The following is a 21,914-nucleotide window of genomic DNA, read 5'->3' as shown; positions in this document are numbered from 1 at the left end:
GGTCAATATAATTGACTTATAATCTGTTGGAGAATATACTACAAGAGTAGAAATAAGAAGAGGGTTTTTAGGAGGCAATAAGATGTACACAGTTGGAGATTATTTGTTAGAACGATTAAGTGAGTTAGGAATCAAAGAAATATTTGGTGTTCCTGGAGATTATAATTTAAAATTTTTAGATCATATTGTAGAGCATCCTAACTTAAAATGGATTGGAAATGCAAATGAATTAAATGCAGCCTATGCAGCAGATGGCTATGCACGAACTAAGGGAGTATCCGCACTGGTGACCACTTTTGGTGTGGGAGAATTAAGCGCGATTAATGGAATTGCAGGTAGCTATGCTGAAAAAGTTCCAGTGATTCAAATTGTTGGATCGCCAACAATGGCTGTTCAAAATGCGCACAAATTAGTCCATCATACATTAGGCGATGGAAAATTTGATCATTTTGAAAACATGCACGAGTCGGTAACAGAAGCAATTGGGAGCTTAACAAAAGAAAATGCTGTTACTGAAATTGATCGTGTATTGAGAGCTGCAGTTTTAAAACGACGTCCAGTTTACTTGAACTTACCTATTGATGTTGCCGAGATGGTGGTTGAAAAACCTAGTGGACCGCTATTACCAAAACAAGCAAGCCTCTCAGCAAGAGAAGTTGAGTTAGTACATGAATTAGAAAAAGCCTTACAACAAGCTAAGAATCCAGTAGTATTAGCAGGGAATGAACTTGCAAGTTTCCATTTAGAAACCTATTTAGCTGATTTTATTCATAAGTTTAATTTGCCAATCACAACCTTGCCTTTTGGAAAAGGGGTCTTTAATGAAGAAGATGAGCATTATTTAGGTGTTTATGCAGGAAGCCCGACAGAAGAAGGTTTGAGAAAACGAGTGGATACTGCTGATTTAGTAGTAGCGTTAGGGGCTAAGTTAACTGATTCCGCCACTTCAGGTTTTAGCTATGATTTTTCTGAAAAGCAATTGTTTTCTTTAGCGAGTGATGAAGTAATTGTTAAAGAAGAACATTTAGAAGGCATCCATTTACCAGCTGTAATGAAAGCTTTAACATCTATTGATTATCAAGGATATCAAGGTGACATTCAACCAATGGCTCGTTTGAAATCCATTAAACCGACGAACCAAGTGTTAACACAACGCCATTTTTGGGAAGCAATTGAAGGCTTTTTAGAAAAAGGAGACACAGCAGTAGCAGAACAAGGAACCTCATTTTTTGGTCTATCAACGGTGCCACTAAAATCAGAAATGAGCTTTATTGGACAACCTTTATGGGGCTCAATTGGCTACACTTTTCCAGCGATGCTAGGAAGTCAGCTAGCAAATCCAAGTAGTCGTCATTTGCTATTTATTGGGGATGGTTCCTTGCAATTAACAATCCAAGAATTAGGAATGGCACTAAGAGAAAAATTAACACCTATCGTTTTTGTGATTAATAATAACGGCTACACTGTGGAACGTGAAATTCACGGACCAAATGAAATTTACAACGATATTCCCATGTGGGACTACCAAAAATTGCCTTTGGTCTTTGGTGGTAGCGAGCAATCCGTCATAACGTACAAAGTGACAACGGAACTTGAATTGGCCAATGCACTGAAAGCAGCACGATTAGACAATAATCGATTGCAGTGGATTGAAGTAGTGATGGATCAAACGGATGCTCCAGAGTTGCTTATGAAATTGGGGAAAATCTTTGCAAAACAAAATTCTTAATCGGTAAAAAAGGACAGAACTTCATTCTGTCCTTTTTTACTATATTTATAGTAAAATAAATGAAGAAGATAAAGAGGGGGAATAAACATGAACATTGCCAGTAGACAAGCTTTTTTAACTGCAGAGGGAAAAAAGTTAGCAGGAGCGAAGGTTGCCTTAAAGGAAGAATGGGGTTCAATGGCCTTTACCGTTGGAGATAAATTATATGCATTGATGGGTGAAAATAAAGATGGAAAAGAAATTATTACAGTTAAGGGTTTGCCAGAAGACAATGAAAGGCTTCGAGAAGACTTTCATTCAGTTACATATGGGTACTATATGAATAAAACCCATTGGATTTCGATTGATTTATCAACAACTGAGCTGGAAGATGGGCATATTTTAGTGCTGTTGAAAAAATCCTATCATTTGATAGTAGAAAAGTTACCTAAAAAAATACAGAAAGAACTTCAGAATACTAAAGAAATGAATTAAATAAAATGCAATAAATACCAAAAAAACCCACCCAAGATTCTCTTTTTCTTGAGTGGGTTTTACTATTTTCAATTATTAGAAATATTTTTTGATAGAATCAAGGTCTTTATATTTCGTTAAAGCGACCATTAACTTAATTCGAGCTTTAGGTCCGTTCAAGCCATTCGTGAAAATGACCCCCATTTCTTTTAATCGTTTTCCACCACCAGCATAATCATACACGTCTTGAGCGACACCGTTAAAGCAACGGGAAACTAAAACGACTGGAACACCACGGTTTAATAGGTTTTCTAGTGCAGGTAAAGTGTGTGGTGGAAGATTCCCTGCACCTAACGCTTCAATCACTAAGCCATCTGTAGAGGGATTATCAAGGGCTTGCAATAAACTGCCATCCATTCCAGCATAAGCTTTTAGTAGGTAGACATTTTGATTGATTGCATTTACTTCAAATTTTTCTTCAGCAATTAGTTCTTGGAAAAATAAGACTTTGTTTTTAGCAATTAAACCAATTGGTCCAAACGTAGGCGTTCTAAACGTTGCGACATTAGTGGTGTGAGTTTTAGTAACGTAGCGAGCGGTATGAATTTCATCATTCATTACGACTAAAACACCCTTGTCTTTGGCTTCTTCACATGTTGCAACCCATACGGCACTTTGAAAATTATACAGACCATCTGAACCGATTTCATTACTAGAACGCATGGCACCAGTTACAACAATTGGAATATTGTGATCTAATGTAATGTCTAAAAAGTAAGCTGTTTCTTCTAATGTATCTGTTCCATGAGTCACAATTACTCCATCAATTCCTTCATGGGTAATCGCTTTTTCAATGCGGTTTTTTAAAATCAGCATTTCAACAGGCGTCACGTGAGGAGAAGGCAGTTGGAAGAGATCCTCTACAACTAAATGTGCCAAATTTTCAAATAAATGCCCTTGATTTAATAAAGGGTTTTCTGAACTAGGAGCTACTTTTCCAGTAGTTTGATCTTCACTCATGGCTATGGTCCCACCAGTGTGTAATACTAAAATATTTTTCACAGCAATTTCCTCCTTGAACAATTTCATATCAGCTTATTTTAGCATAATTTATTTGGAAATACTTCGAAATAAGAAAAAAGTAAGAGGAATCAATTGAATTTTAATAAAAAATAACCCTAAACAAAAGAGTTATTTTGTTTAGGGTTATTTCCTGGGAAATTTTTTTGTTTTTACATAAAAGAATGAGATGCCAACTAGTGTAGTAAACGTAATACCATACGCTATCTTAGTGAGTAGAGTAGGAACGTAATCGATAGAAATGGTCCCACTGTGAGTAGATTTAGTATTGATTTGTACGGTATGATCGTTACTTTCACTAACCGGATAGCTTTTACTTTCCGTACCGTCTTCTTGAATAATTTTATAACGATAGCCATAATAATAAACTAAAGGAACATCAATTTTTTGTTCCTTCATATTGAGAAAATAATCAAACGATAAGTTGTTTTTTTTCTTTGTAACACGATCCACTAATAAAATATTTCCATCATGTTTAAAAACAACTCCACGATTTAAAAACATTCGTTTAGAGGTTCCTTTTGGTAAATATTCTCCTGCGCCAATGGCACTATGAAGATTCGGTTTATCAAAATAATGTTCATCAAATGTAATCATTTCTCTTTGGTAAGGAAACTGGAATGTATAAAAGCCAACATAACCAAAAACGCCAAGGATAATGGCTGTTAAGGCAAAGTGTTTTGTTTGTACGGTACGCTCTTGAAAGAAAAGCTGGTACAAAATAGCGGCGCCTCCTAAGGCAAGAAGTGGCGTTGCCAACATATTAAAACGCCAAGGAAACTGAATTTGATTAAAGAAAGGTAGGATCGGTAAAATAAGTGTCCAAAAGAAAGACTTTAATGTTAGGAAGAAGAAGCAATAGCCTAAAATTAAACTCGTTTTCATAAAAGCGGATAATTTGATGCGATAAATCCAGGCAAATAAACCAATACTAATTAAAATAAATCCAACAGAATAAGGCGTGTCGATGGTTTGATTAACCATTTTTGTATCAAATAGACTTGCAAGTTCAAATCCTCTTGAATTGATATTAGCAATACTTGTATTCAAAGAAAAACGTGAATGGAACATCTGCTCAAACATTGGGATCCAATAAAAGGCAGACAATAGCAGAGTGACACCAATTGCTTTCAAGGAGTTCAAAATACGATATTTTTCATGCCATAAAAGTTTGATTCGAATCAGATAACTGATAACTAAATAGATGGCTAAAAGCAAACTAGCCAACACATGAGACAAGAAAATCCCTGACATTCCAATCGCTAAATACGACCATTTTTTTCCATCCCCATAAAGCATTTCATGAACGCCAAGAATGGCAAAGGGTAAGAAGATAAAGACTAAGGTTTCGCCAATCGCACCACGATAAATGGTATCGATAATTTTGTAGTGACTTGTTGTATAAAGAATGGTTGCGATTAAAGCAAAATATTTTTTAGCGGTTATTTTATAAGCCGCAAAATACATAGAAGCCGTTGCAGCAAAACCACAACCAACTAAAAATAGTTTAAACGAAGTAACAGTAGAAAAGCCAATTATTTTTAGAAATGCTGCTGGATAAATAAATAAAGGGCAATAAAAAAAGCCGATACCGTAGCCATAATTATTTAAATAATGAGGCGCAATTTTTAAGGGGAAAATCCCTTGGATTAGCGCATCTTTAGTTGACTCAATTCGAAGCATGTCAAAATAAATATCATCCATTCTATAAAAAGTTGAATTGAATAAAGGCAAAAAAGAAAAAAGCGTTACAATAGCTAATAAAATAACTATATTTAAATTTTTATTGTTTCTAAATGACATGAAATTTCACCACCTGTAAGTATTTATTTTGTTGAATAAATTTAATTTGATTAGAAAAATAACGAACCTCATGTTTTTTTATAATTAAAAATAGTGTATCGATTTTTAGACTATCCGTCAAATATTCCTACTTGAAGTCAGACTGATTTAATAGGATTCTAATCAATACTAATTTGTGAATTCATCATTTTTTAAGAGAGTGCGTTTGCATTTGTTTTTTTAATAGTTAATATTATTAATCATTATTTTAATTAATAGAATAAATAAGCTATACTACAGGAGAAGGTAATCCAAGAGAAACAAATAAAAATTTAACTAAAAGGATGATACGAATGAAAAACTTTTTAAAGAAAATACCGATTCCAATGTGTGGCTTGATTTTAGCCATTGTGTCATTAGGCAACTTGTTAAAATTAGTTCAATTTAAGACGGCAGGAAATTTGATAGGATTAGTGGGAATTATCTTAGTAGTGATTATTATGATAAAAATAGTCATTACATTTGAACACACAAAATTAGATTTAAAAAATCCAATTATTGCTTCAGTTGCACCAACCTTTACAATGGCAACAATGGTTGTCGCTACCTATTTAAATGAATTTGCGAAACTTCATCTACTTGCAACTATCATTTGGTTGAGTGCACTTAGTTGCCACATTCTATTGATGCTGTATTTCACACATTATTTTGCTAAAAAATCGACGATTCATTCAGTCTACCCAAGTTGGTTTATTGTATATGTAGGAATTGGTGTAGGCTCAGTGACAAGTCATGCCTTTTCACCCTTGATTGGTCAAATCGCATTTTGGTCAGCATTATTTATGTACGTGGTGCTACTACCAATTATTATAAAAAAAGTCTACTTTATTAAAAATATGCATGAATCTACAATGCCGTTAATTACGATTATTGCGGCACCGGGCTCATTGTGTTTAGCGGGATATTTAAATGCCTTTGCAAATCCTAATGTGGTGGGGGTTACGGTACTGCTAATTTTTTCACAGCTGATTTATTGTTTTGTATTGTGTCAATTGCCAAAATTATTGACGATTCAATTTTATCCTAGCTATGCAGCCTTTACTTTTCCTTTAGTGATTACCGCAATGGCAGCAACTTTAAGCGATCAATTTTATACAAAAAATAACTATATTGTGCCTATGATTCATGATTTAGCGATATATGAAACTATTTTTGCAGCGATAATTGTTACCTTTGTTTTTATCAAATATATGCACCACTTAGCAACCAAATAAGAGAAACGACAAGGAGGGAAAAAGATGTTCAAACAATTGAAAACTTTTAAATGTGTTTACGAATCGCAAAGCTTTTCAAAAGCGTCGAAAAAAATGTACATTTCACAACCCGCTGTTAGTTCACAAATTAGTTATTTAGAAGAAAAATTAGGCGGAGTAAGACTTTTTAACCGCAATGGTCGAAAGGAAATTACAATCACACCAAGTGGAGACTTACTCTATCAAAAAACATTAGATTTATTAGATTTATGGCAAGATACAAAAGAACAAGTTTCGGCTCTTAACCAAGAAAATCAAGCCCATTGTCTTTGTAAAATTGGAGCTTCGCAAACTGTTGCCAGTACTATATTTCCTCAAATTTTACCGTGGTTACAAGAAGAGTTTCCTGCAGTAGAATTTGAAGTGATGGTAGCTAACTCGGAAGTGATTTTAGAAAAAGTTGAAAATCGATTTCTACATTTTGGTTTTATTGAAAAAGCGATGTCTACGACGACGTTGTCACGAAGAGAAGTGATGACAGACGAATTGGTTTTAGCTGGAGATCCTTCAAGCTCACTATGGCTATTAAGAGAAGAACATTCAGGTAGTTTTTATTACGCAAATCAGTATTTAGAAAATCAGAATATTACACCAGATAAAAAAGTTGTTCTAGCTAGTAACGAGCTGATTGTGGATTATTTAAAAAAAGGAATGGGGCAAGCGATTATCTCCAAACGTTACATGACAGATAAGATTCCGTATACTACGTTAAATCAGAACTATGTACGTAATTTTTATTTAGTGAATCGAAAACTTTTTTCAAATGACAGTTATCTAAGTATTCATAATTATTTACTCAAAATTTTAGAAGGCTTAGAAAAAGTATCACTTGAAAAAGACACCGTTTTGGAAAATAGTTCAACTAAATAAAGGATAATTGAACTATCACTCGCTTAAAAATGCTATAATAAACCAATCAACGAATTGAAAGAGGTTATTATGGAAAAAGCGACATTTTCAGATTATGAAATAAGTACAGATATCGTCAAGGCATTGAGCGGCTTAGGCTACGCAGTTCCAACAAAAGTTCAAAAAGAAGTCATTCCACTAGCATTAGCAGGAATGGATGTTATTGTAACGTCTCAAACAGGAAGTGGAAAGACAGCAAGTTTTGGCATTCCATTGTGTGAGAAAGTATTATGGGAAGAAAATAAACCTCAAGCTTTAGTGCTAGTGCCAACAAGAGAACTAGCCTTGCAAGTTAAAGAAGATATTACAAATATTGGTCGTTTCAAACGAATTAAAGCAACGGCTGTTTTCGGGAAAGCTTCTTTTGTTACCCAAAAATCAGAATTAAAACAAAAAAGTCATATTGTAGTAGGTACGCCGGGGCGTGTGTTGGATCATTTAGAAAAAGGCACATTAGCTGTGGATAAATTACAATATTTAGTTTTAGATGAAGCAGATGAAATGTTAAATATGGGCTTTATCGATCAAGTAGAAGCGATTATTGACTTTCTACCAAAAGCAAATCGCCAAACGCTATTGTTTTCAGCAACGATGCCTCAGGATATCCAACGTCTAGCAAGCTCGTATATGTCTGCTGATGCTACATCCGTGACGATTGAAACGACGGCAGCTTCACAACCTAAAATTTTACAGTCTTATATTGTAGTGGAAGAAGATAAAAAACCGCAACAATTATTAGACTTATTAACTGTGGAAAACCCAGATACGTGTATGATTTTCTGTAATACACAAGAACATGTGAATAACTTATACCAATTTTTAAATAAAGAAGGCTTACCTGTGGATAAAATTCACGGTGGTATGGTACAAGAAGATCGCTTTGAAGTAATGGATGACTTTAGACGCGGCAAATTCCGGTATTTAGTAGCAACAGATGTTGCAGCCAGAGGAATTGATGTGGATAGCGTTACTCATGTCATCAACTATGATGTACCTGTTGAAAAGGAAAGCTTTGTCCACAGAACAGGCAGAACTGGACGCGCTGGTAAAACAGGAATTGCATTGACGTTAGTATTGCCAAAAGAAAAAAACTGGTGGCGTGAGATTCGTGACTATGTAACGGGCGAAATTTTAGAAATTACGCCTCCTAGTCCAAGATTTGTGTTGCGTCATAAAGCGGCATTTGATAAAAAAATCAGCGAACGCCCTCGTTTGAAAAAAGATAAAGGGTTAGCATTAAGCGAAGATATTTTAAAACTTTATTTTAACGGTGGGAAAAAGAAAAAAATTCGTGCAGTTGATTTTGTCGGAACCTTAACAAGTATTCCTGGAATCACTTCTGAAGACATCGGAATTATTACCATCCAAGAAAATGTGAGTTATGTTGATATTTTAAATGGTAAAGGCATGATTGTTTTAGACGCGATGAGAAATAAAACCGTTAAAGGTAAGCAATTAAAAGTACACGAAGCTAGAAAATAAATCATTATTAAAAGAGTAAAGGGCCTTTATGTTGAAGGCTTCTTTACTCTTTTTCTATGTAGTAATAGTCATCATTAAAGCACGACTAGTTAGAAATATGGTACACTAATTAGTAGAAAACAGAGAAGATGAAAGGAACTGCTTATGAATCGTTTAAAATTAAATTGGCGTACAATTGCGACTTTTTTTCAAAGTGCAAAAGAGTCTTCTAAAAATGTGTTGATTGTCCATGGATTTATCTTAATTGTGATGATTCCATTAGTTACAGGTCTAACAAAAATGATTTTAAAAGGAGGAAATATTGCGTACTTATCTTTCGACAATATTTTTCCAATTATCAAAAGTCATCCCTTTGTTTTGTTAGGGTTACTGTTGATGATGTGTTTGATGGCATTAATGATTTTTTTCGAATTTACATTTTTATTGCTAAGTATTTATTTTATTCGTAAAAAAGAACCGCTTCATTTAAGGACGCTTTTGAGACTGACCTTTCAACAGTTTAAGCATGTTTTTGGGAGCGAGATCTTATTTTTACTCTTTTATTTCTTTTTGATTTTACCTTTTGCGGGAATTGGATTTAAAACAGCCTTATTAGCAAAAATAAAAATTCCAGTCTTTATTATGGATTACCTTTTTGAATACCGCTTAATTTTTGTTCCATTATTGGGGTTAGGCTATTTAATTTGTGTCTATATAGGCATTCGTTTGTTGTTGGTCTTGCCGATGATGATCCTGTATCATTTACCACTAAAAGAAGCCATTAGACGTAGTTGGAAGTTGACGAAGGATCAGTTTTGGACGTTGATTCGAAAATTGATTTTATTAACGGTTGCACTGTCAATAATGGTAGGGGGAAGTTATCTTGTGATTTTCTTTTTACAAGATTTGATTGAAACCCACTACGCGTCTGCTGCATTAGTAAGTGGGGTTGTTTCATTAACGCTTCTTCAAGTGCTGATTGCAGTAAGAAATATTTTAGCGATGATTATCCTGTTTTACTTGATCGTGGATTTATTAGACAAAACAACGACAAGTAGCCATGAGACGTTTAACATCCAGCCAAAGTTAACACCGGTTAAAGGCAATCGCTTTTTAATCCTATTTGGAAACCTGGTCATCGGTAGTTCGGTACTGATTATGATTACGGGGATGAGCCTCTATAACTACGATTACTTATCAAATCGGTCAATTTCAGAACCTCTCTTTATTTCTCATCGAGGCGTTACTAATAAAAATGGGGCACAAAATACAATTGAGGCATTAGAAAAAACGGCTAAAGAAAAGCCCGACTATGTAGAAATGGATATTTTGGAAACAAAGGATCATCAGTTTGTTGTAATGCATGATGTAAAGTTAAAGAATTTAACGGGTGAAAATAAAAAAGTATACGAGCTAACACTTGCTGAATTACAAAAACTAACTGTTTCAGAGAATGGTCATGAAGCTAAAATTCCTAGTTTTGATGAGTATTTGAAAAAAGCCAATGAGTTGAATCAAAAATTATTGATTGAAGTAAAAGTAACTAAGCAAGATTCAAAAGACATGGTTGAAAATTTTATCCAACGTTATCAAGAGTCTATTTTAGAAAACAATCATATTATCCACAGTATCAGCTATGATGTTGTGGAAGAATTAAAAGAAAAAGCGCCACAGCTTTATGTAGGATATGTAATGCCGTTTAATTTAATTGGACCACCGAAAACAAAAGCAGATTTTTATTCCGCTGAATATTCTACCCTCACCAGTGATTTTGTCGATGAAGTTCATGAACAGGATAAAAAACTTTTTGCATGGGATATCAATGAAGAAAATAGCGCAAAAAGAATGCTGTTTTTTGGAGCTGACGGATTAATAACGGATCATTTGGTGACAATTAAGGAACTTGTTCATCATGATCTAACCAACGAATTATCATATTCCGATATGTTATTGAACTATTTATTAGGATTGGATTCATAAAAATCAAAATTTGATAACTAATCAAAGCCACTTGCTATAAGTGGTTTTTTTTATTTTTTCAAATAGATGTGTAAATAATTATCTATTGATTTTTTGTTATTTATTTGAGAAGATATTCAAGTTGTGCAACTAATTATCTAAAGTGTTAGTTAGCTTAAACTAAATGCTTTTGTTATTTAAAAGTATGTAATAGATATCAAAATAATTAACCTAGGGTTGTGAAAAAACCCAGTTAATTATCTTTTTTTGCTGGGTTTTAATGAAAATAACGATAGAAATAATGAAAATGCAGTACTAAAAACAAAAAAGGATGTGTCATGGATGATAAAACGAACAAATAAAGGATTCTCGCTATTTTTGATTTTTGCATTAGTATTTCCGATGATTATTGGAGGACTAACAGCTGTAACAACGGTCGCCAATGCAACTGAATTAGGTAGAAGTAAGCTAGTGGATAGTGTTAAGCTAGAAAAAACGGAATTATACAATGGCGAGCGTATTGGCATTTCGGTTACTTTTTCCGAAAAAACCAGGAGTGAAAATTAAAAATGGCGATACCATTACAATGAGTTTGCCACCTGAATTAGTTGGAATTGTTTCATCGGCAGAATTGAAAGATCCGGCAACTGGTAGGGTCTTTGGTGAAGCGAAAATTGTAAAAGATCAAGTTATTTGTACGTTTAATCAAACCGCAGAAGAGTTAATCAACGTTAAAGGTTATTTCTTTTTTAACATTCGTGTCGATAGTCAAACAGAGGGGACGATTTCTAAAACCAACGATTTTGGCTTAGATGTTGATTCTATTGATTATACTGTAACAAATGAAAAAGGCGATCCTGGAGTAGTGGAAGATGATCGCTATCCATTCTTTAATAAGTACGGCTACATGTCAGAAGATGGCAGCAATGTAATCACATGGCAAGTGTTCGTTAATCAACCTAAAAAAGAATTAGCTCAAAATATTGGAATGGATAAAATGGTTATAATTGAAGACACATCTGCAAATGACCAAACCCTACTAGCAGATAGTTTTAGATATTTTGTCGAAGATCGAGCTAAAAATTTCCACTGGTTAACGAAAGAAGAATTTCAACAATATGGAACGTTGGAAATTGATTCAACCAACCAAAATCATTTTTCAGTAAAATTACATGCTAAAGAACTGTCAACGAAAAAATTCGGAATTGTCTATGATACGAAAGTGAATGACCTAGGTAAGTTAGAATACAAAAATGATTATAAAGTAAACTATCAAATAACAGGAGAAGAGCAAATCATTGAGGAAGGAACGTCTGCTGCAGAAAATATTAATGCAGGAGCTGGCGGGTCAGGCGACTTACCAGAAAAGGGAAGTGCCCGTCTTGTTAAGTCACTAGAAAATAATGATAGTACCTTCTTATCAGGAATTACATTTGAACTATTTAATAGCCAAAATCAATCCCTAGGTGAATATCAAACAGATGAAAATGGTCAAATCAATGTTAAAGAAATGGCATTAGGCTCTTATTACTTTAAAGAAACGAAAGCACCAGATCAATTTCAATTTGATGAAAGCAAACAATATCCATTTGAAATTAAAGAGAGTAGCACAACTGGTGAGCTAGTAAAGGTAAGCAATGGAATTAAGAAAACAAGTCTCAACTTAAAAAAAGTCTGGATTGGTCCTGCAAGGGATCAAATTGAAGTGAAAATTTATGCAGATGGACGCGATATCAATCAACAAGTAACGCTCTCGAAAGCATACAATTGGGAATTGCTAGTCACTAATTTGGATCAGTATAATTTAGATGGTACGCCTATTGAATATACGGTTAAAGAAGTAAACGTCCCAGCTGGTTTTGAATCTATTGTAACAGGAGATGCCACGCAAGGGTTCACCATTACCAATAAAAATATAGAAACAGTTTCAATACCAGTTGCTAAGAAATGGGTTGGACAGCCTTTAGATTCAGTAGAAGTTTACTTGAAAAGAAACAACAAAGTCACAACACAAGTCTTGAAACTTTCAGCTGAAAATAATTGGCAAGCGTCTTTTGATCAATTACCAAAGTATGACAAAGCAGGCAATGAAATTGTTTATTCAATTGTTGAAGCAGATCTAGCAGGTTTTTCGGCATTCTACGAAGGCAATCCAGCAACAGGCTATACCATTACCAACGTAAGAACAGCGTCAATCAGTATCCCTGTTTTGAAAAAATGGATTGGTCCAGTCGGCAAACCTGTAACGCTTGAATTAGTTGCAAACGACAAAGAAACAGGCCGTTTTGTTAGAGTCGGACACTCAAATAATTGGCAAAGTCATTTTACTAATTTACCGCAATACGACGAAACAGGAAAAGAAATTCATTATACAGTGTTAGAAAAAGATAAGCCAGAAAATTATACTAGCGTTGTAACAGGAGACTCAAGCAATGGGTTTATTGTTACCAATACAAATAGCGAAAAAATTACGATTCCCGTTACCAAGAAATGGTTGGGACCAATTGGAGAAAAAGTAACCCTTCAGCTGATTCAAGATGGGAAAGCGACTCAACAGACGCTAACGTTAACCAGTCAGGAAAATTGGCAAGGAACATTTTCGAAATTGCCTAAATATGCAGCAGACGGTCATGAAATCAACTATACAATCAAAGAAGAAGCCATTCCAAACTACTCAGCTAGTATTAAAGGGGATGCAAAACAAGGATTTACCGTTACGAATATGAATATGGAAGAAGTTGAAATACCTGTAACTAAAAAGTGGAACGGAGAAAAGCAACAATCTGTTAAAATCTATGCAAAAGCTAACGGTGTATTATTAAAAGATAGCTTTATTGAGCTATCTGAAAGCAACCAATGGAAAGACTCGATTAAAGAGTTACCTAAATATAGCCCAGATGGAAAAGAAATCAACTATACAGTCGTTGAAAGCCAATTAGATGGTTATGCTACAACTTATGAAGGAGATGCATTAAAAGGCTATACAGTGACAAATACAAGAACAGAATCAATAAGTATCCCAATTTCAAAAAAATGGGTCGGTCCAATCGGTGAAAATGTGACAATCAATTTACTCACAAATGGCAAAGAAACAGGGAGACAAGCTGTATTAAAGGCAGATCAAAATTGGAAAGCTCGATTCACTAATTTGCCAAAATACGATAGCGAAGGGCAACTTATCCGTTATACGATTAGCGAAGTAAATTCTGAACAGTATGATGTATCAATTACGGGCGATGCAACAGAAGGTTTTGTTGTAACCAATACAAATAATGAAAAAGTCACGATTCCAGTTTCTAAAAAATGGCATGGACCTGTGGGGGACTCAGTCACGATATTTTTATACGACAACCAAAATATCAAATTAAAAGAGTTAACGCTTAACGAAGAAAATAGTTGGCAAGGAAAATTTGAACAATTGCCCAAATATCAAAAAAATGGTTCACTAATTAATTATTTTGTACGTGAAGAAGCAGTTGAAAATTATCGGCCAAGTATTACAGGAAACGTAAAAGAAGGGTATTTAGTGACTAATACCAACACAGAGAAAACAGCAGTAAAAGTTACTAAAAAATGGGTGGGGCCTATTGCAGGACGTATTCAAATTAATTTAGTAAAAGATGGTCAAATGGTCAATCGTTTTGTTAATTTAGATAAAAGCAATCAATGGGAAGCCACATTTGATAATTTAGATAAATACAACCAAGATGGGACTGAAATTGAGTACACAATTGTTGAAACAGTAGGATATAAAAATTACGATGAAAAAATAGAAAAACAAGGGAAAAATAACTTTGTTGTAACCAATGCAAACAACGAAACGGTTACAATTCCAGTTCAGAAAAAATGGGTGGGGCCAGTAGGAACTGCGGTCACCATTCAACTAGAACAAAATGGTGCAGAGTACCAACAGATTGAATTAAACGCAGCGAATGAATGGAAGAGTTTATTTTCAGAGTTGCCTAAATACGATTCCACAGGAAAAGAATACCGTTATACGATTAAAGAACTAGCGATGGAAAACTATCTAGCTACAATTAGTGGCGATAGCCAACAGGGCTATACGGTTACAAACCAAAACACTGAAACAATCGAGATTCCAGTTACTAAAAAATGGATTGGTCCTGCAAGTGAAGCAGTAACTTTTCATCTTGAGCAAAATGGCGTAGAGTTGAAAAATACCTTAACCCTAACAGAATTAACTGAATGGAAAGGTTCATTTAAAAATCTTCCCAAATATGACTCTAAAGGTCAAGAATATCGCTACACAATAATCGAAGAAAAAAATGCTGCTTATCAAGAAGAAATTACAGGAAATCAGGAAAAAGGATTCAGTGTTACCAATCGCAATATTGAAACGCTAGCGATTCCAGTTATCAAAAGATGGCAAGGACCAAAAGCTGATCAAGTTGTTATTTATTTAGAACAAAATGGTACTAGGCAGATGAATTCATTGATTCTAAACGACAGTACTAACTGGAAAGGAGTCTTTGAAAATTTACCTAAATATGATAAAAATGGACAACTTTATCATTATACGATTGTTGAAGAAGCATTGCCTGGCTATCAAGTAAAAATAACAGGAGACAGTCAGAGAGGTTTTGTCGTTACGAATACATTTATTCCAAGTAAAGAGATTGAAAAAAATCCAATTTCAACAGAAAAAAATCCATTGGTTTTAACTGGATTAGCGCGACAAACCGATAGGGAAATGTCGGTAGCCAAGGACGCTAAATTGCCACAAACAGGCGAGTCTAAATTTAATTTAGGGTTGTTGTTAGGAAGTTTCTCCTTGCTACTAGGAGGAATTCACTATCTAGGAAATGTTAGGAAAAGAGTATGGAAATGAATCTTTTTAAAGTAATGAAGAAATAAATTTTAGAGACTCTTTATTTTCTGAAACAGTTGGAAAATAAAGAGTCTATTTTTCATGGAATAGATAACTAAAACATGAATAAATAACGAAAGCTGATGTTTAATTAACCATCTTTTTTTTGCTAATTAAGTTATAAACAGTAGAAAGGCTCAATTGGCATTCTTTCGCAATATCTTTCGTCGATAATTCTGTAGTATTTGATAAATGAAGAGCTTTCTTTTTTTGTTTGGTTAGCTCTGGTCGACCTAATGTTTTTCCATTTTCTTTAGCAGCAACAAGACCAGAAATAACACGTTCCCTTATAAGTTCAGCTTCCATTTCTGCGAAGGCCCCCATAACGGTAAAAAAAATTTCCCAATTGGGGTTGAGGTATCAATATTATTTTGAATACTGACAAAGTTAATATTTTTTTTTCAAAGTCATCTAGTAAGAACAATAATTGTTTTGTACTTCTTGCTAATCGATCTAACTTGAATATGACAAGAGTATCTCCAGCATTAAGTTTTTGTAGCAAATCATCTAAGATGGGTCTGTTTTCTTTTCTACCACTTTCTCTTTCTTTATATAAAACATCAACTCCATACTCTCGTAATGCTCGCTCTTGTGAGTCAAATTTTTGATGAACTGTGCTAACTCGCATATAACCAATAATTGCCATCTTTATCTCTCCTTAGAATTAAATAGTTTCGGTACTATTCTAAATTAAAAAAGTTAATAATGCACTATTTAAAATTTGGAAAAAAATAAAAAAAATTGTTATAAAAAACGCTATTATCTATAAGATAGTTTTGTAAATGTACATAAAATATGATTTTTATTGAAAAAAACAAGCAAATTAAACAAATAAATACATATAATTACTTGTAAGATGGATGTTATCTATATATTTAAAAATAAATTGTGAACAAAATATGAATAAAAAAATGGTGTTTAAATTTATTTGGACACAAACAATTGAAATTAAATCAAAATTCCAATAAACTAATGATTTTTAAAATTTAGAAAAATAACTAATTCAAAGGTCAGCAAAGCGATGATTACTAGCTTTGCTGATCTATTTTGTTTTATTTTTGATTTTCCATTTATCATTAGTTTAATAAATAGAAAAAAGTGAAAAGGGGTGTGGGCAATGATTGAAGAGTATTGGAAAGATGATGTCATTTACTATGTTGAGTTCTTAACATTAGATGGTCGTAAAATATCAAAAGCCCTAGTATTAAGCATAGAATATTCTATTGAGGAAGTTAAAAAGATCATTTTAGAAAAATTTTATAACGTAAGGGCAATCAACCATATTGATAGATGGGAAGAATGTTTGAGTTTGAAAACAGATGAAATTCAGTAGTTCGTTTTTGGGTTAGTTAGTTCCCGTTAAAAAAAACTAAAACGATTCTAAAGAAAGGAAAAAATTTTAGTAAACAGAAAATTACACAAAAGGGGAATTATTTATGAATTTAAAAATAACAAAAACTGTAGCAACTATTTTAGCAGCGGTAACAATTTCAACTCAAGTATTACCAGCTATCTCTTTAGCAGCTGAACAAGAAAATGAAACGACGGTTAATCAAGCACAAGAAGCAGCTGATACTACAGCAGTAGAAGCGACTGAAAATGGAGAAGCAACAAATGAAAAAGTTCAAACACCACAAGAAGCAGTAGATGCTGAAGCAAGAGCTTTAGGACTTGTTGTTTGGGGAAAAACAATTTACAGTGGTTCTGCTGACAAAGGGTTACAGTTAAAAGATGGTATCACAACAGGTAACCTAGGCATTCAATTAGATATTCAAAAAATTGCTGATATTTCTTGGGGAGATAGAAGCGATTACGTTATTAAATTACCAGAAGAATTTCGTGAATTAGCAAAAACAGAAGCCTTTAGAAATTCAATTACTGGGAAAATTCGTGCATGGAATATTGGGTTTCCAATAATGAATCATACCTATACATCTTCAGAGTTAAGAGTAGATACAGTAAATAATACAATTGTATTTCAAAATCCTTCAATGACAACCATTATTGGAATTTTACCACATATTACGATGAACTTAGAACTAGATTTAGGTAAAGCAATTACCGAATCAGGAGTACGTATTGCAGATGCTCAAGATGGATTTTATCATGTACAAACAGCATTATCGCAAAGAGATAATATTATTGACTGGAATCTTGGATCAACTGATAGCAGAGTGAATATACCAATTTCTAAAATGGATCCAGGCTATGGCGATACAGCGCCAGAAATTATTATTGGAGACAACAAGGAATTAACAGTACCTTTGAACAGTGTCTATGATGATGCCGCTGCTTTAAAAGATGTAAAAGCATATGATACGGAAGACGGTTGGATTACAAATAAATTAGTCGTTGAAAGCAATCAAGTAGATACATCAAGAGAGGGCTACTACAAAGTGAAATATTCAGTTGTTGACTCAGTGGGACTGAAAACAACAAAAGAAATTGAAATTCATGTAACAAATACTCCACCAGTAACCGGATCAATTAAAGCAAATGATTTCACAGTGGGAGATTCAAATATTACAGGGATTTATGCCGGTGATGTTGCTAAATTACGTTTGTATATAAATGGTGTTTCAGTTGCGTGGGGCGGAAACTTAGAGAATGGTAAATTTACCTTTTATGCAGCAAATCAAAATATTAGTGCTACTGATATTGTCACAATGAATGCATATGATAAAAATGACAAACTGCTTCAGGAGAATGCACCAGTTAAAGTGAACAATGCTACTGTATCAGGTTCTATTAGTCCAGCTGAGTATTCAATTGGAAATGCAGAAATTACAGGAAACTACACAGGCGATGTTGCAAAAGCACGGGTTACAATCAATGGTCAAGCACAAGGTTTCGGTGGTTCATTCAATAATGGGCAATTCACATACTATGTTGGAGCCGGAAAAATTAAAGCTGGGGATGTCGTTACAATCACTGCTTATGACAAAAATGATAAAGTGTTAGATGCTAATAAACCTGTAAAAATCAAAGCAGCTGCAACTCAAGGAACCATTTCTCCAGCTGAGTATTCAGTAGGCGACACAGAAATTACAGGAAGCTATACGGGAGATGTTGCAAAAGCACGCGTTACAATTAATGGAAAAGCCCAAGCATGGGGGGGTTCATTCAATAACGGACGATTCACATACTATGTTGGCTCAGGCAAAATTAAAGCTGGTGATGTCGTTACAATCACTGCTTATGACAAAAATGATAAAGTCTTAGATGCAAATAAAGCTGTTAGTATTAAATCTGCTGCAACTCAAGGAACTATTTCTCCAGCTGAGTATTCAGTAGGCGACACAGAAATTACAGGAAGCTATACGGGAGATGTTGCAAAAGCACGCGTTACAATTAATGGAAAAGCCCAAGCATGGGGGGGTTCATTCAATAATGGACGATTCACATATTATGTTGGCTCAGGCAAAATTAAAGCTGGAGATACTGTCACAATTACTGCTTATGATAAAAGCGATAAAGTGTTAGATTCAAATAAAGTCGTTAAAATTAAAGCAGTTGTACAAGGAACCATTTCACCGTCTGTTTACAATGTTGGAGAAACAACTATTAAAGGATCATATACTGGAGATATCGTAAGAGCTCGTGTATTAATCAATGGTGAACCTCAAGCATGGGGCGGTACATTTAGTGGTGGAAGTTTCAGTTATTATATTGGCGCAGGCAAAATTAAAGCCGGCGACAATGTGAAAATTGTTGGTTACAGCGAAGACAACAGTGAATTATCTACAAAAGTAGTAACCGTACAACCTTAATTTTTTGAATAAGATATCTCACAGAGAGCCAAATTTCTGTGAGATATCATTTTAATGGAGGAATTTTATGAAAAAATTAGCACTAGCCTTTAGTTTAACCGCAATGCTTCTTTTAGGTGCATGTTCTGCAAAAACTACTGACAGTAAAGAAACAACTAAAAAAGAAGATAAAACAGAAGTGGTTCAAAAACAAGCTTCAGCCAATAAATTAGGGGAAGCCATCGTAGTCGATGGAATGGAATTAACCCTTAAACAACTTAAAACAACTACAGTCTCTAAAAATGAAGGAAAAGAAACGAAATCCTTATATGGTTTTGAGATTAATGGGAAAAATATTAGTTCCGCAAAACTAGGTTTAGGCGCCATTGATTTTGTAGTCACCACAACGGACGGAAAAGAACATAGAATTGATGATACCGTTTCAAATTTTGGGAATGAAATTGAACCAGATAAAACCATTTCAGGAAAAGCTTATTTCTCCATTGATAAAGATCAAAAAATTGAACAAATTCAATACAAACCCGTAGATAAAGTATTAGCAAGTTGGAATGTGGAAGCAAAATAATAAAAAATTGAAGGTGTCAAAATGAAAATCGTAACAATAGGACTAGGTTATATCGGTTTGCCAACCGCTATTATGTTTGCCAATTACGGGCAACAGGTTATCGGCGTCGATGTTCAATTAGAAGTTGTCAATTCTTTACAAGAGGGTCAAGTTCATATTGAGGAACCTGGACTTCAAGAGGCATTAACTCGTGCAATTACCTCAGGTAATTTTAAAGCACAGACTCAAGTTGAACAGGCAGATGTTTTTATCGTGGCGGTGCCAACACCTAATAAAGAGGATCGCTATAAAAGTTGTGATCTGATGTATGTGATTTCAGCCGTCAACTCGTTGATTCCTTATTTAGAAAAAGGCAATACCGTTATTGTAGAGTCAACGATTGCACCACGCACAACAGAAGATATCATCTTGCCTTTAATTGAAGAGGCTGGATTTAAAGTAGGAGAAGATCTCTTTCTTGTGCATTGCCCAGAGCGTGTGTTACCAGGGGAAATCTTACAAGAACTAAGATACAACAATCGAATTATTGGTGGTGTAACAGAAGCCTGTACAAAATCGGGAAAAGAAATCTATGGCATTTTTGTAAAAGGCGAATTGATCTCGTCATCCGCATCGGCTGCAGAATTGTCCAAGTTGATGGAAAATACGTATCGAGACGTCAACATTGCCTTAGCTAACGAGCTTGCCAAAATTGGAGATGCATTAGCCATCGACAGTTTGGAAGTAATTGAGATGGCTAATAAACATCCACGAGTAAACATTCATTCTCCAGGACCAGGAGTGGGAGGACATTGCTTGGCAGTTGATCCTTACTTTATTAGTTCGATGGCGCCAACGGTTACGCCATTAATTCAACAGGCAAGGGAAATCAACAGTACGATGCCTGCTTTTATTGTCGAAAAAGTAGAAGAGCTAATGGAGAAGATAGACGGAAAGAAAATTACCGTATTAGGTGTTACTTATAAAGGCAATGTGGACGATATTAGAGAAAGCCCCGCACTTGAAATTGTCGACTTATTAAAAGAAAAAAGAGGCTATGAACTGTCTATTTTTGATCCACATGTGGAAAAAGAATGGATTGAAAAAGAATTTAAACAATCCGTTGTGGATAGCGATTTACTCTTAGTTCTTACGGATCATGATGAATTTAAAACGATTGACGTAGACCAACTTACCCTGATGCGTCAAAAAGTGGTCTTTGATACCAAAAATATTTTTGAGAAAAAACCAGAAATTAAGCTTATTTCATTAGGGAATTTATCCAGCATCAAGGGTTTGAATATGGGCGCAAAGTAGGAGATCACAATGGAAGAAATTATTGATTTAAAAAAGATACTAACTACAATTAAACAAAATAAGTGGTGGTTAATTGGAACAATAGTTTTCTCATTGAGCATGATGAGTATGTATCTGTGGTTTATCGCAACACCAGTATACCAAAGTAGTACTCAACTACTTATTAATCAAACAGAAGAAAAGGATTCTATTCTCCAACAACAAAGTGTTCAAACAAATTTAGATTTGATTAATACGTATAACGTAATTATCAAAAGTCCTAGAATTTTAGATAAGGTAAAAAAAGAATTAAAAAATGCATACTCGGAAAAGGAATTAAACGAGTCCATTCAAGTTAGCAGTGCAACAAACTCTCAAATCATTGACATAAAGGTTGAGAACTCAAGCAAAAAAGCAACGGTAGACATTGCGAATACAACAGCTCGCATTTTTCAAAAGGAAATTGTTTCTATTATGAAAATAAATAATGTCACTATTTTATCAACTGCAAAACTAGAGAAAACTAGTAAACCCATTTCTCCAAATAAAACAATGTTAATGGTAGTTGCGTTGATTGGAGGAGGCGTTATCGGACTCATATTGATTATTATGAGAAGCCTCCTAGATCGAACAATAAAAGGCAAAGAAGACATTGAGATGCTAAACATTACAGTACTAGGTAGCATAGGTGAATTGCCTGAGGAAATATAGAGAAATTGGAAAGGAGGTA

15 protein-coding genes and 1 pseudogene are annotated in these 21,914 nt (G+C 34.3%); 13 read left to right on the top strand and 3 right to left on the bottom strand.

Features of this window, described 5'->3' with window-relative positions; translation table 11 throughout:
• The first annotated feature begins 82 nt into the window (after positions 1-82).
• A complete protein-coding gene (locus BR52_RS09440) occupies positions 83-1,729 on the top strand; it encodes an alpha-keto acid decarboxylase family protein (RefSeq protein ID WP_034571939.1) in 1,647 nt (548 codons plus the stop codon).
• An 87-nt stretch (positions 1,730-1,816) separates the two neighbouring features.
• Entirely contained in the window at positions 1,817-2,203 is a 387-nt protein-coding gene (locus BR52_RS09435) for an MmcQ/YjbR family DNA-binding protein (protein ID WP_051915694.1), read from the top strand.
• 75 nt (positions 2,204-2,278) lie between these two features.
• Here BR52_RS09435 and BR52_RS09430 read toward each other — a convergent pair whose 3' ends face one another.
• Together BR52_RS09430 and BR52_RS09425 are read right to left on the bottom strand one after the other, a co-directional pair.
• On the bottom strand, positions 2,279-3,244 hold the full coding sequence (locus BR52_RS09430; protein ID WP_034571936.1) for an asparaginase: 966 nt from the start codon (positions 3,242-3,244) through the stop codon (positions 2,279-2,281).
• A gap of 144 nt (positions 3,245-3,388) precedes the next feature.
• Positions 3,389-5,065, bottom strand: a complete 1,677-nt coding sequence (locus BR52_RS09425; protein ID WP_034571933.1) for a 6-pyruvoyl-tetrahydropterin synthase-related protein — start codon at positions 5,063-5,065, stop codon at positions 3,389-3,391.
• 332 nt (positions 5,066-5,397) lie between these two features.
• On the opposite strand from BR52_RS09425, the gene BR52_RS09420 reads away from it, so the two are divergent.
• The 6 genes from BR52_RS09420 to BR52_RS12620 all read left to right on the top strand — a co-directional run bounded on the left by BR52_RS09420 (position 5,398) and on the right by BR52_RS12620 (position 15,535).
• A complete protein-coding gene (locus BR52_RS09420) occupies positions 5,398-6,318 on the top strand; it encodes a TDT family transporter (protein ID WP_034573804.1) in 921 nt (306 codons plus the stop codon).
• A gap of 24 nt (positions 6,319-6,342) precedes the next feature.
• Positions 6,343-7,227: a LysR family transcriptional regulator gene (locus BR52_RS09415; RefSeq protein ID WP_051915693.1), complete on the top strand. Its 885-nt coding sequence runs from the start codon at positions 6,343-6,345 to the stop codon at positions 7,225-7,227.
• 69 nt (positions 7,228-7,296) lie between these two features.
• Positions 7,297-8,748 carry a DEAD/DEAH box helicase gene (locus BR52_RS09410; RefSeq protein ID WP_034571930.1) on the top strand — a complete coding sequence of 484 codons (1,452 nt, stop codon included), beginning with the start codon at positions 7,297-7,299 and terminating at the stop codon, positions 8,746-8,748.
• A gap of 144 nt (positions 8,749-8,892) precedes the next feature.
• Entirely contained in the window at positions 8,893-10,707 is a 1,815-nt protein-coding gene (locus BR52_RS09405; RefSeq protein ID WP_034571927.1) for a glycerophosphoryl diester phosphodiesterase membrane domain-containing protein, read from the top strand.
• Between the two features lie 321 nt (positions 10,708-11,028).
• Positions 11,029-11,253, top strand: a complete 225-nt coding sequence (locus BR52_RS09400; protein ID WP_034571924.1) for a hypothetical protein — start codon at positions 11,029-11,031, stop codon at positions 11,251-11,253.
• Positions 11,243-15,535 carry a Cna B-type domain-containing protein gene (locus BR52_RS12620; protein ID WP_160113846.1) on the top strand — a complete coding sequence of 1,431 codons (4,293 nt, stop codon included), beginning with the start codon at positions 11,243-11,245 and terminating at the stop codon, positions 15,533-15,535. Before BR52_RS09400 ends, BR52_RS12620 begins: the two co-directional genes overlap by 11 nt.
• A gap of 126 nt (positions 15,536-15,661) precedes the next feature.
• Here BR52_RS12620 and BR52_RS13215 read toward each other — a convergent pair.
• Positions 15,662-16,202 (bottom strand): annotated as a pseudogene (locus BR52_RS13215) (recombinase family protein).
• A 489-nt stretch (positions 16,203-16,691) separates the two neighbouring features.
• On the opposite strand from BR52_RS13215, the gene BR52_RS09380 reads away from it, so the two are divergent.
• The 5 genes from BR52_RS09380 to BR52_RS09360 all read left to right on the top strand — a co-directional run bounded on the left by BR52_RS09380 (position 16,692) and on the right by BR52_RS09360 (position 21,895).
• The gene (locus BR52_RS09380) at positions 16,692-16,907 is read left to right on the top strand and encodes a hypothetical protein (protein WP_034571921.1); all 216 of its coding nucleotides are present in this window, start codon (positions 16,692-16,694) and stop codon (positions 16,905-16,907) included.
• Positions 16,908-17,010: 103 nt separating this feature from the next.
• Positions 17,011-19,344, top strand: coding sequence for an immunoglobulin-like domain-containing protein (locus BR52_RS12615; protein WP_051915691.1), 2,334 nt, complete (start codon positions 17,011-17,013; stop codon positions 19,342-19,344).
• 67 nt (positions 19,345-19,411) lie between these two features.
• Entirely contained in the window at positions 19,412-19,909 is a 498-nt protein-coding gene (locus BR52_RS09370) for a DUF4352 domain-containing protein (protein ID WP_034571918.1), read from the top strand.
• 21 nt (positions 19,910-19,930) lie between these two features.
• Positions 19,931-21,205, top strand: a complete 1,275-nt coding sequence (locus BR52_RS09365; RefSeq protein WP_034571915.1) for a nucleotide sugar dehydrogenase — start codon at positions 19,931-19,933, stop codon at positions 21,203-21,205.
• A 9-nt stretch (positions 21,206-21,214) separates the two neighbouring features.
• Positions 21,215-21,895, top strand: a complete 681-nt coding sequence (locus tag BR52_RS09360; RefSeq protein ID WP_034571912.1) for a YveK family protein — start codon at positions 21,215-21,217, stop codon at positions 21,893-21,895.
• Positions 21,896-21,914 lie beyond the last annotated feature (19 nt).

Source organism: Carnobacterium divergens DSM 20623, assembly GCF_000744255.1.
Taxonomy (GTDB): Bacteria; Bacillota; Bacilli; order Lactobacillales; family Carnobacteriaceae; genus Carnobacterium; species Carnobacterium divergens.
The sequence above is the reverse complement of the archived record's forward strand: the minus strand, read 5'-3'. Positions and strand labels throughout refer to the sequence as shown.